An 11,201-nucleotide genomic window follows, 5' to 3' on the forward strand; every position below is an offset into this window, starting at 1 on the left:
AAAACTAAAGGGCTTCACAGTATGAGAGATCAATATGTGAAGCCCTTATTGTGTCTGCTCCCAGCGCCTTAATGGGTTCTGGGTCGTGGATACACAAATCTCAGAAGTTTGCGCTAATCGTTCCAAAAAACTGTCTGGGTGCGCCCATGAGGAAATAATTGAAACTGTTGTTAATGAAGTTGTTTCCGGCCTCATTGGTGGTGGCAATGTAGGTTTTATTGGCCAGATTGTAGATGTTAAAGCTGGCGGATAGCCCCTTTAAGGGGCCGACAGGCCCAAAATCGTAGCGGGTGCCAAAGTTGGCCAGAAAATACCCAGGAACATGTAGGTCATTGGTATATGTTAGCTGACGGCTGGACAGGTAAGTTCCGTCCACATGGGCGGAGAGTTTGCCAATATGGTAGCTGATACTGCCCTTGTACATGAACTGTGGATAGTTCGGGATCTGTTTGCCTTGGGTCTGGTACAGAACACCACCGCTGGCAACGTTCTGGTCGTAAGAGGAATGGTTGTAAGAAAATGAGTTATAGATCGAAAGGCCTTTTAACGGCCTGACGGTAATGCTGGCTTCAGCCCCATTGGCTGTTACGCTGCCAACGTTCTGGACCACTGGAGTAGGGCTTATGTTCTGTCCGCCATATGTCATTTGCAGACGGTTGGAAAAATTGATCCGGTAGAGCGATGCCAGAGCACTGACCAAGGGGGTCGTGTAACGGTATCCGCCTTCGTACACCCAGTCAGTTTCGGGTTTTAAGGCATTTTTTGTGCTCTGGAACACGTTTTGCTGCGCTGCCCATGGTGTGGCTACCATATTGGTCTGGTAGCCATCTTCGGGAAAGCCGCGCATGTTGTGCGAGACATCAAAAAATAGCTCGTTGTGTGGCAGAAAACGCCAGTTGGCCGATACCTGTGGCAAGAACGCATTGGATGCCTCCAGCCGCCCCTGTGCCGCCTGGGGGAGGGAAGGGTCTTGCGTAGGAACATTGTTGCCAGCGTTGAGAATCATGGATTTGAAGCCAGCATTGACCGTAAGCGTGTCTGTAACCCGGTAGGTGTCCTGTAGATGAAAGACAAAGGTGTTGGAGGAAAAAGATTCCTGCCACGGGTGAGCAAAAATCTGGCTGGATGGAAAGCCGCTGGTCGGATTACCCAATGTGCCCTGCCCCAGTAATGGTGCCTGACTGAAGTAACGCCCTTCGTTAAACGTACCATATTCGTACCATACACCGGCATTGAGGGTATGGCGGGCAATCTTGTAGGTGAATGCGGTTTCAAACCCGCCGCGTGCGATCTGTGGTGTCTGGAGGCGTTGCGACAGGGGGGCCCCGTTGGGGGAGGGCATATAGGGTGAGGTCCATGTGCTGTAGCCGTTGTCTGCATGGCCATACAGCGTTGTTTTCCAGTTCAGCCGGTCGGTTAGGTTTTCGTCCAGTGTCAGCCCACCCAGATAATCCACCCGGTTGGCTGTGCCTGCGTAATAGGAGGCATCGGCCGGGTCATACGTGGCAGCAATCGAGGGGGAAAAAATACCACGAGCTGCATTATAGGCGGCGGCATAGTTTGGGTAATAATTGGACAGTTTGGGGCCAATGCTATGCAGGTAACCCATGGTCATGTCCTGATAATCGAACTGTTGCGTTGAGCTCCAGTCGAAAAAGGCTTTTAGGGAGGATCCATTGGCAAGGGGCTGGACAAGCTTGGCGTTGACCTGATCCGAGTAGTTGTAGCCACCGCCTTTCCACAGGTTCATATCCGTGCGTGCGTAGGATACATAAAAGCGCGTGCCGGCTGCATTCAGGTCCCCGCTTTCAAGGCGTACAAAGGTGCGCTTGGCCGCATTGCTTCCAAATGTCTGGCTGACAGTGCCGCCCCGTGTATGCGATGGGTCGATGGAATGAATCTGGATGGCCCCCCCCAGATTACTGGTAGAGGCAACATCAATTGCCCCGGCACCTTGTGATACGTCCACGCCACCAATGTTGTCGGAAATGATGGAGCGTGTCACTCCCAACCCATTGTAATTGTTGAACTGCTGGTCCCCCAGTGGAATGTCATCCAGCGTAAAGCCCAGCTGCGACTGGCCAAACCCCCGCATAAAAATCTGGCTGGAGTATTCATAGCCACCAAATGGGTCTGCGGACTGGTACATCACCCCCGGTAACTGGTTGAGCACTTTTAGCGGGGATGTGCCCGGCACGCTCTGCTGCATCATGCTTCGGGTGATGCTGGTCATCTGGCGGGTGGAACCACGCCCAAAAACGGCAATGTCCTCGTGCGCACCATCAACGGTTTTGGCGGTCTTGTTCACATGCCCTGCGGGTGCGGCAGCCGGGGTGGTTCTGGTCTCACCAGATACTTCAGCCGCCCGAACCGATTTGGCAGCAATGGCCGATGTCAGGGTGGGTATCATGATCATACCGCCCAGAATGGTGGAGCGGGCAAGCCTCTGTCGTGTCATCATGGGTTTGCTCTCTTTAAAGACGAAAGTGGATTGCCGATGAATCCGATATTGATAAATATTGTGTCCTGATCATGCTTTGTTCTGCCATGCAGATGCGTGCGAACATGATCGTGCGGACTGGGGGTGTTCTGCGCGCGAGGCTGCGGGGTCAACATCGCGCTGGAGGCAGGAAGATCGCCCGGGCGACATCTGCCACATTGCGCCTGATAGCTTCCGGCAGATGCACCGAGCAGATGAACGGCAGGCCGGTGGAAGGGGCTGTCCAGCCAGCCACGTGCAGTTTTGCGCTCAGGCTCGGGTGGTGCCGCTGCGCCATGGCCCAGCTTTTGCAATCAATTGCAGCAATATCGGCTTCGTTGGCGGCTACCATGCGCAGGGAGGCCAAATGGCTGCCAGTTGGTGTAGTGTGCGAAAAGGTCTGCATGGACGCACCCTGCGCGTGCAGGTCACGCTCCACAGATAAGTAGCCCGAGCGGGAGTCCAGCGTGTTAAAGGCAAAGTGCTTGCCTGCCAGATCAGGCATAACCGGAGTGTCTGATGGTACGGGGGCAGGGCGTTGTGCCTCACTGCGGGTAATCAGCGCACTGCGGTACAGAATACCTTCTCCTCCCGGTACGCCAGAATAGCTGTTTTGTGCGATGACATGCACAAATGGTCGCAATCCCTGGTCCAGCGGCCCCCAGCATGTTTCACCAAACAGCAAGTCGGGGTGGCGCCAGAGCGTGTGTAGGTCCAGCTCTTCTGGCGGTAATGTTGCAGGGTCTGGGGCAATGATGTTGCCTGCGACATCCCTTATTCCACCGGGTACGGCGGGCAGGTCAGCATTACGGCGCACCAGTCGCTCCGGGGCAGCAATACCACGTAGGCGCAGCGCATCTCGCACGCGTTGCCAGCTCAGATCCACTGTCTCCCGTTCCTCTGGTGGGTCATACATTGGCATGGAAGCAACAAAGGTCATGACTGCTCTCTTGCAGGCTGTGGGCTATATGCCGGGTGCAGCAATGGCTCTTTGGAGCGCAGCAGATACTGCCAGATAATTTTGTGGTAACCGCGATAGACGTATCCACGATTCTGGATCTGCCATTGCTCCCGGTTCTGCTTGTACAGGCTGGGCATGCGGAACCAGGGTTCACCCGGCAGGGCATGGTGGACAACATGCAGATTGTTATAAAGAAACAGGAAGGACAGGAAAGATTTTTCAACAATAATCGTCCGTCCGTCCGGGGCTTCGTGCCACCGATGTTCGCAGTACGAACGCAGGGCGATCAAGGCATTACCCGCATAGGCCGGGCCGATTGCATAAAGCCAGAATGGTATGTGAAAAACGTATGTAACAATGGCAGCAACAAGCAGGATGGACAGGGCATGGATAACCCACGCCCGCCGGACTGTGCGGTTTCCGGCCCGGATGAGCGCTAGATCCTGCCAGAAAAAACGGATACTCCCCACCAGTGGCCCGAGCAGCAGGCGGCCCAGAACGGTGTTGTTGAGTGTGAGTAGAAAGCGCCAAAAAAACCCGAGATGTACCCAACTCGCGCGGTCCCAGTAATAGCTTTCCGGGTCCTGGTGCGGGTCGGTTAATGCATCATCGTGATGGTGCTGCAAATGGCTCGTACGGTAGCGGCGGTAGGGGTAAGCCAGACCAAGGGGCAGGCCAACCAGCACTTCGTTGCACAGGGTAGATGGTGTGGGGTGGCCATGAATGGCTTCGTGCTGGAGTGAGGAGTGGAATGCAACTGTTACAGCCATGCAGACCAAGGCCAGCAGCGGATGAGCAGGATAAAAAAGGTATCCAAGCAGCACCCAGCTTGTGTAGCAACCCAGCAGGGCAAGCCATGTTGGCCATTCTGCAATGGCCTGCATGATAAAAGCACTATTTTTTGTGGTTTTATTCCGTACGTTTTCCATAAACTCGGTTTTAAACGTACAAATACCCTTTTCAATGAGTGTGTTGTAAAATATGTTGACTTTTGTCACATATAATACGAAATTAATCGTGGAAAATAAGCATGAGCAAACGTGTCATTTCCCGCATCTTTCAGCAGCGCGTCTTGTCCTTGATTGCAAAATCAAAAAGTCGCTCCCTGTTCGCTGCGGAGATCGGGATTGATCGTTCAGCATTAAGCCAGTTGCTTGCCGAGGATGCCGTACGTCTGCCCCGGGCGGATACATTGGTGCGTATTGCCGAGCGCTATAATGTGTCCGTGGACTGGCTGCTGGGTGTAACAGACACCGCAAATACAAGTGCTACCCGCACGACAGAAGTTGCAGATAATCCGGATTATTATAACATTCCTTTGCTAACCCGCTGGCACACGGAAGCAGAGGGTATGAAAATCCGTTACGTGCCCTATCGTTTACCGGATATTCTGCGTATGTCAGAAGTTGTGGCATGGGAACTGGGTCCGGAATATGATGACCCCGCAGAGATTGAGGCCATTGTCAGCAATCTCAATTATAACCGACCGCCGGGAACAGATATGGAAATCTGCCTCTCGACCCAGACCATCACGAGCCTGATAGATGGTGTGTTCCCATGGGATGGGCTGCCGATTTCAGTCCGGCGGGCCCAGATGGAATATATGGTGGAACGGGTAGAAACGTTATACCCATCCTTGCGTATTTTTCTGTTTGACGGGCGAGCACATCATACCGTGCCCTATACAATTTTTGGAACACAGCGGGCTGCAATCTATGCTGGTAGCCAATATATCATCTTCAATGATCAGGCGACCATTCAGCAGATGCAGCGCCATTTTGATCAGCTTATCCGCCAGTCTGAAACACAGCCTCATGATGTCTCGCGCTGGCTCAAGCAGGCGTCTAAATCTCTGGAAAAATAATAGGTTTTTAAAGGTATTTTATTTCTTATGCAGGATTCAAGGCACCGCACGCGCCAGCGTATGACTCTTCTTCTGCTCGTAGGGGCGGGGTGCATCAATTATATTGACCGTGCAACCCTTTCCATCGGCAATACTGCGATTATGGCAGACCTGCATTTGTCCTATGAGACCATGGGCTGGCTGTTGTCCGCTCTGGCATGGACCTACATGATCAGCCAAATTCCAATAGGGCTACTGGCTGACCGTCTGGGGGGGCGGGTGTTCCTCGGGGCGTCTCTGGTTTTATGCTCGTTTTCCGAAATATTGTTTGGGCTGGTGGATAGTTCGACCAATATTTTCTGGACCCGTGCCTTGCTGGGTGTGGGGGAGGCTCCTTTGTTTCTGGCGGGCACGCGTGTTCTGGTTCACTGGTTTTCGGCGGAAGAGCGGGGTAGTGCGATCGGGCTGTTTAATGGTTCTGCCTCCTTGGGGCCTGCACTGGCTCCTCCTTTTTTGCTGGCCATCATGGCCTGGTGGGGCTGGCGGGATATGTCGGTCCTGGTGGGCGTGATCAATCTTCTGCTTGCGGTTATCTGGATTGTTTATTATCGCGACCCGGCCTCGGGCGAGGTGTCTGCTCCTACACCTGCTCATTCTGCAACGGCAGCACTTCGTTCTGCGTTAAGGGATGATCTGGGATACCTGCTCAGGCAACGTAACACATGGGCTGCTACGGCAGGTTATACCGGTGTGGTCTATCTTAGCTCGCTTTATGTCACCTGGTTGCCGGCCTGGCTGGAAAAAACGGAAAATCTTTCAGTCATTCAGGCAGGATTATTATCAGCATTCCCTCAGATTTTCAGCTTTTTGGGCTGTTTTATGGGAGGGCGGCTGATGGACATGATCAGCCAGCGTGGAGTTGCTCCTTTAGTGGCATGCAGGCGTACTGTGGTGTTGTCCATGCTTGCCTGTGCAATCCTGACCGGGACACTCGCTTTGCAACCGGGGTCGATCCCGGCCATAGTCCTGTTGACGTTTACACTGTTTGCCAGTGGTGTGGCTGTGAGTTGCGGATGGACACTGGGTACATTGATTGTTACGGAAAACCGCGTTGCAACGCTTGAAGCCATACAAAATACCGGTGCTTCACTGGGGGGTGTTCTGGCTCCTTTGCTGACGGGTATTCTGGCAACCCGTTATGGATCATTCGGTCCTGCGTTTATACTGGCCTGTGGCATAGGTCTGGTAAGTGTTGTTATGTATCATAAAGGTTTTTCTGGCCGTGCACTAAAATCCTAGCGCCAGACGCGCTATGCTTCATGTGCGGCTGCGTATGGCATGCAGGGGTGTTTTCAGGGACAATCATCCATGCAGGCCTGTAATGCCTCAATCACCCTTTGCTGGTTCTGGGGGCTGAGTGGCAGAATAGGTAAAGGGGGCTGGGCATTGGCAAGCCCCAAAAAACGGGTTGCAGCATAAGCCACGCGCAAGCTCCCGAATTCCTTGAAGAGCTGCCACAGAGGCAGCAGGGTTTTCTGGTGATGGTTTACAGAAGCCACATCACCTGCACGCGCAGCTCTGACCAAGGCTTTGGCCAGTTGGGGCAGAAAGCCCCCTAAAACACTAAACCACCCGTCGCATCCAGCCAGCAGGGCTTCGGCTGCAATCCAGTCTCCACTATAGCCAATACTGAGTTTTCCAGCCGGGCTGTTCCGTAGTTCTGCCAGTTCCTGTGCGACCGTGCCTGCTGCTGGGGCTGGCATTTTTATAGCGGCAATGTTGGGTATATCTGCCAGCCGTTCCAGTAGATTACGACCAAAGCTGAAGTGTGTCGTGCCGGGGTTGTTATAAATACACAGGGGTAAAGGCGTGGCTGCCGCGACCGCGGCATAGTGCTGATAGGCCTCTTCCTGCGTGAGGGGGGTATAGGATACAGGGGCCATTAACAGCCCATCTGCGCCTTCGGCGGCCGCATCGCGTGCGAGGTTCTGCGCATCATCAGTGCGCAGGGTACCAACCCCTACGATCAGAGGGGTTTTACCCCCAATGGCTTTGACCGCTGCCCGAACGGCCCTGCATCGTTCTGTCCGGCTCAGATAGGCATAAGTTCCGGTGCTGCCTAACAGGCCAATGGAATCTACACCATTGGCTGACAGGTAGCCCGTCAGGTGCATTACACCTTCTGTATCGACCACACCATGTGAGTTGGTGGGTGTTATGGGAAAAGCTGAAAGACCGTAAAAAATCGACATATCAGACCTCATTCCCCGACGGAACATTGACGCCAATTGACTTCAGATCACGTTTGATGTTGTGGGCTGCTCATGATCTACCAATATCATGTGCAGATGAGAAAGTTTTTAACGCGCTGGGCAACATCTTAACAGACAGGCCTGCCCGTAGCCGGTGCTTGGTGGCTCACAGTCATGTGGAGAGACATGTCCCAATATGGTCCATGATACCTTTTTGCGGACCATCATTCTCATTGCTGTGTTGGCTGTTCAGCTTTCATCATAAGTGACCCCAGGAACACTTGGATGAAATCTGGCCATGAAAGACCGTATTGCTCACCAGACATTTCTTGATCGCATCATGACGGCACAAGAAGCTGCAGCCCTGATCCGGAATAAGGATGTTATTGCCACCAGTGGCTTTACCGGTGCCGGATACCCCAAGGCCGTACCCGAGGCCCTTGCCCAACGGATTGAGGCAGCCCATGCGGCCGGGGAGCCGTTTACGGTGCGGTTGCTAACCGGGGCTTCAACCGGGCCGCAGCTGGATGGAGCGCTGGCCAGAGCTAATGCGGTGGCGTTTCGCAGCCCCTATAATGGGGATACCGCCATGCGGGCCCGGATTAACGAAGGCAGCACGCTTTACCTGGACACACATCTTGGTCAGGTGGCCCAGAAGGCGCGGCAAGGGCAGTTTGGTAAGCCGGATGTCGCGATTATCGAAGCGGTTGCCGTTACGCCAGATGGGCAAGTGATCCTTAGCTCTTCTGTCGGCAACAGCCCGACATGGGTGCAAATTGCAGATAAAATTATTGTCGAGGTCAATACCTGGCAGAATCCTGAACTTGCAGGCATTCACGATATCTGGGGTGGTGTGCAAATGCCACCAAACGGGCAGATTATACCCCTGCTACACCCCGGTGACCGTATAGGGAACGGCACACTTGCCATTGACCTTAACCGGCTTGTGGCGGTTGTTGTTACGGATGAGCCTGACCGTAACGCACCATTTGCAGAACCGGATACAACTGCACGGCAGATTGCCGGGCATGTTATGGAGTTTTTTGCACATGAGGTAAAACAGGGGCGGCTTCCCCCCTCACTGTTGCCGTTGCAAAGTGGGGTTGGTAATATTGCCAATGCCGTTCTGGAAGGTTTGAATGAAAGCCATTTTGAAAACCTGACTGGTTTTAGTGAGGTTATTCAAGATGGTATGCTATCCATGCTGGAAAGCGGGCGCATGACTGTTGCTTCGGCCTCCTCTTTTTCCCTTAGCCCGGAAGCAGCGCAGCGTATCAACCATCAAGCTGCATTTTTCCGCCAGAAAATTGTGCTTCGGCAGCAGGAAGTCAGCAACAGTCCCGAACTCATCCGGCGCCTTGGAATTATTGCCATGAACGGCATGATCGAGGCGGACATTTATGGCAACGTGAACTCCACCTGTGTCATGGGGTCACGGATCCAAAATGGAATAGGTGGCTCTGGCGATTTTGCACGGAATGCGTTTCTGTCCATGTTTGTGTCACCTTCTACCGCCAAAGGAGGAAAAATATCCGCCTTTGTGCCAATGGTGCCGCATACCGATCATATTTTGCAGGATGTGCAGATTATTGTTTCCGAACAGGGGTTGGCAGATCTGCGTGGCCTTGCCCCGGTGGAACGGGCACGGGCGATTATTGACAAGTGTGCACATCCCGATTTCAGGCCACATTTGCAGGATTATTTCGAGCAGGCCAAGCGGTATGGCTTTGGGCAGCATATTCCGCATCATCTTCCCGCAGCCCTTGCCTGGCATCAGCGTTATATGGAAACTGGAAGCATGCTGGGCTGAGAAAAATCCGGAAACCTGATGACCGAACTTCTGATTGTCTTTGTGGTGAGTGATGGTGTCCAGCTTATGGATATTGCCGGACCTGCCGATGTTTTTGCCGAAGCCAATACCTTTTACGGCAGGCCACTTTATCGGTCTGTCCTTGTGGCAGCCCAAAAAGATATCCGAAGTTCGTGTGGTTTCAATCTGCGGGCTGACCTGCTGCTGGGGGATATTGGCAGCCAATGTGTGGATACCCTGCTCGTAGCCGGAGCCCCCGATGCAGCGACCAGAAGTTACAACCCGGTCCTTACCAGATGGCTGCGGCAGCAAGCCCCCAAAGCCCGCCGGTTTGGATCAATCTGTGGGGGTGTTTTTCCGTTGGCAGAAACCGGCCTTCTGGATGGACAGACCATTGCCACGCACTGGGCTGATGTGGACCGTGTTCGCCACAGATTCCCCGCCGTAACGGTGGATGCAGATGCAATTGTGCGCGAAGAAGGGGCTCTTAGAACCGCGGCAGGTGTATCCTCCGGCCTGGATTTGGCGCTTGCGCTGGTGCGGGAGGATATGGGGGAGCGAATTGCCCGTGATGTCGCTCGGCAACTCGTGCTTTTTTACAAACGACCCGGAGGGCAACTGCAGTACAGCCGGCAAAGGGAACTGTCCCCAGCCGGGCGGTCTGCCTTGCAGTCTCTTCAACGGCAGATTTTGCAGCAGCCGGACGCTGAATACAGTGTAGAAGCCATGGCAGGGATGATTGCGCTGGAACGCAGGCAGCTTACGCGGCTTTTTGCGCAGGAAACAGGGTTATCGCCCGCCAGATGGGTTGAGCAGACACGCCTGACGATTGCCCGCAACCTGCTTGAAGAAGGGCGTAAACCGCCCAAGGTGGTGGCTGCTGAAGCAGGCTTTGGGTCTGTCAGGGTTTTGCGGCGGGTCTTCCAGCGGCATCTTGGTGTAACACCGGCTGAATACAGGAAGCGCTTTGGGCGACTGCGAGAAGTCTGATCATGTGTTAGAGCCGATTGGCCTTTTGGGTATCATGGCTCAGTTCCAGCTCGCCTCCATTCTCCCATTCCAGTGCAAAAGTATGCTCTTGCCATGACAGGGATGCTGCGACTTCTTCATCTGCATGGGCGAAATGAACAGTAATGTTTTCCTGTTGTGCAATCTGCTCACCGGCGATGATCACCATCATGATACCGGCTACCACCATGGCAGCATGACCAATGTTGTGGAACAGGTGGTCATGCAGGTAAGGCAGAAGGTATTTCATGCCCATGGAAGACAGGATTGCGGCCATTGCTACGGCAAGCCCTGCAACGGTTGCTTGGACGCTGAGCAGGCCAAATATAGCGTAAAGAATGATTTTGAGCAGATGCAGCAAAATTTCGTTGGCTGCACGGGTTGCGATAATTTCTTCTTTCCGTAAACCCAGCCGATAATAGAACCCGTTAAAAACCAGACCAACGGCTCCCGTAAAACCGGATATGAACCCAGCCGCGGCCCCCAGCATATGCAGCTTTGCAACAGGAACCGTCGCAACAGTGCAGCTGGAAGCAGGTTTACGAAAAAGCAGCGGCAGGTTCCCCATAAGGAACAGGCCCAGAAGGAGGGAGAGGTAGGCCGGGTTCATACAACTCAAAGCCCAGACGCCAAGGCCTGCAAACGGTAATGCCGTGGGGGCAAAATGGCGGACAATGTCCCACCGGATTGCATGCCTGAAGGAGAGAATGCGGGCTGCGGAACTGGCGGCTGTGCCGATCGACAGGGTTGCGGGCACCTGGTTGCCCGGCAACGCCAGCCCCAGTAGGGGCATTAGGCTCAGGACTCATTCTTTGAGGTAGAAGATGACGCTTGCTGCGATGTGGATT

At 53.8% G+C, this 11,201-nt stretch carries 9 protein-coding genes; 4 read left to right on the plus strand and 5 right to left on the minus strand.

The window, feature by feature from the left end; translation table 11 throughout:
- Window positions 1-100 precede the first annotated feature (100 nt).
- The 3 genes from HK20_RS00510 to HK20_RS00520 all read right to left on the minus strand — a co-directional run bounded on the left by HK20_RS00510 (window position 101) and on the right by HK20_RS00520 (window position 4,324).
- Window positions 101-2,461, minus strand: a complete 2,361-nt coding sequence (locus tag HK20_RS00510) for a TonB-dependent receptor (RefSeq protein ID WP_086645146.1) — start codon at window positions 2,459-2,461, stop codon at window positions 101-103.
- Between the two features lie 148 nt (window positions 2,462-2,609).
- A complete protein-coding gene (locus tag HK20_RS00515; RefSeq protein WP_086645147.1) occupies window positions 2,610-3,419 on the minus strand; it encodes a phosphate/phosphite/phosphonate ABC transporter substrate-binding protein in 810 nt (269 codons plus the stop codon).
- A complete protein-coding gene (locus HK20_RS00520; protein WP_086645167.1) occupies window positions 3,416-4,324 on the minus strand; it encodes a fatty acid desaturase in 909 nt (302 codons plus the stop codon). Before HK20_RS00520 ends, HK20_RS00515 begins: the two co-directional genes overlap by 4 nt.
- Before the next feature lie 146 nt (window positions 4,325-4,470).
- Here HK20_RS00520 and HK20_RS00525 point away from each other — a divergent pair, with 146 nt between their 5' ends.
- Window positions 4,471-5,304, plus strand: a complete 834-nt coding sequence (locus HK20_RS00525; protein WP_086645148.1) for a helix-turn-helix domain-containing protein — start codon at window positions 4,471-4,473, stop codon at window positions 5,302-5,304.
- 27 nt (window positions 5,305-5,331) lie between these two features.
- The gene (locus tag HK20_RS00530; RefSeq protein WP_086645149.1) at window positions 5,332-6,582 is read left to right on the plus strand and encodes an MFS transporter; all 1,251 of its coding nucleotides are present in this window, start codon (window positions 5,332-5,334) and stop codon (window positions 6,580-6,582) included.
- 53 nt (window positions 6,583-6,635) lie between these two features.
- Here the strand turns inward: HK20_RS00530 and HK20_RS00535 are convergent, their stop codons facing one another.
- Complete coding sequence (locus HK20_RS00535) at window positions 6,636-7,535, minus strand: dihydrodipicolinate synthase family protein (protein ID WP_086645150.1); 900 nt, start codon at window positions 7,533-7,535, stop codon at window positions 6,636-6,638.
- Window positions 7,536-7,833: 298 nt separating this feature from the next.
- Between HK20_RS00535 and HK20_RS00540 the strand changes: the two genes are divergently transcribed.
- Window positions 7,834-9,345, plus strand: coding sequence for an acetyl-CoA hydrolase/transferase family protein (locus HK20_RS00540; RefSeq protein WP_086645151.1), 1,512 nt, complete (start codon window positions 7,834-7,836; stop codon window positions 9,343-9,345).
- Between the two features lie 18 nt (window positions 9,346-9,363).
- Window positions 9,364-10,335, plus strand: coding sequence for a GlxA family transcriptional regulator (locus tag HK20_RS00545; protein WP_086645152.1), 972 nt, complete (start codon window positions 9,364-9,366; stop codon window positions 10,333-10,335).
- Window positions 10,336-10,342: 7 nt separating this feature from the next.
- Here HK20_RS00545 and HK20_RS00550 read toward each other — a convergent pair whose 3' ends face one another.
- Window positions 10,343-11,146, minus strand: a complete 804-nt coding sequence (locus tag HK20_RS00550; RefSeq protein WP_233129017.1) for a sulfite exporter TauE/SafE family protein — start codon at window positions 11,144-11,146, stop codon at window positions 10,343-10,345.
- Window positions 11,147-11,201 lie beyond the last annotated feature (55 nt).

It is taken from the genome of Acetobacter sp. DsW_54, from assembly GCF_002153575.1.
Lineage (GTDB): Bacteria > Pseudomonadota > Alphaproteobacteria > Acetobacterales > Acetobacteraceae > Acetobacter > Acetobacter fabarum.

Excerpts from the sequence above, each read along its gene's own strand:
- HK20_RS00520 (WP_086645167.1), bottom strand. The coding sequence starts at position 4,324 with ATGCAGGCCATTGCAGAATGGCCAACATGGCTTGCCCTGCTGGGTTGC.
- HK20_RS00515 (WP_086645147.1), bottom strand. The coding sequence starts at position 3,419 with ATGACCTTTGTTGCTTCCATGCCAATGTATGACCCACCAGAGGAACGG.
- HK20_RS00545 (WP_086645152.1), top strand. The coding sequence starts at position 9,364 with ATGACCGAACTTCTGATTGTCTTTGTGGTGAGTGATGGTGTCCAGCTT.
- HK20_RS00535 (WP_086645150.1), bottom strand. The coding sequence starts at position 7,535 with ATGTCGATTTTTTACGGTCTTTCAGCTTTTCCCATAACACCCACCAAC.
- HK20_RS00530 (WP_086645149.1), top strand. The coding sequence starts at position 5,332 with ATGCAGGATTCAAGGCACCGCACGCGCCAGCGTATGACTCTTCTTCTG.
- HK20_RS00525 (WP_086645148.1), top strand. The coding sequence starts at position 4,471 with ATGAGCAAACGTGTCATTTCCCGCATCTTTCAGCAGCGCGTCTTGTCC.
- HK20_RS00540 (WP_086645151.1), top strand. The coding sequence starts at position 7,834 with ATGAAAGACCGTATTGCTCACCAGACATTTCTTGATCGCATCATGACG.
- HK20_RS00550 (WP_233129017.1), bottom strand. The coding sequence starts at position 11,146 with ATGCCCCTACTGGGGCTGGCGTTGCCGGGCAACCAGGTGCCCGCAACC.
- HK20_RS00510 (WP_086645146.1), bottom strand. The coding sequence starts at position 2,461 with ATGATGACACGACAGAGGCTTGCCCGCTCCACCATTCTGGGCGGTATG.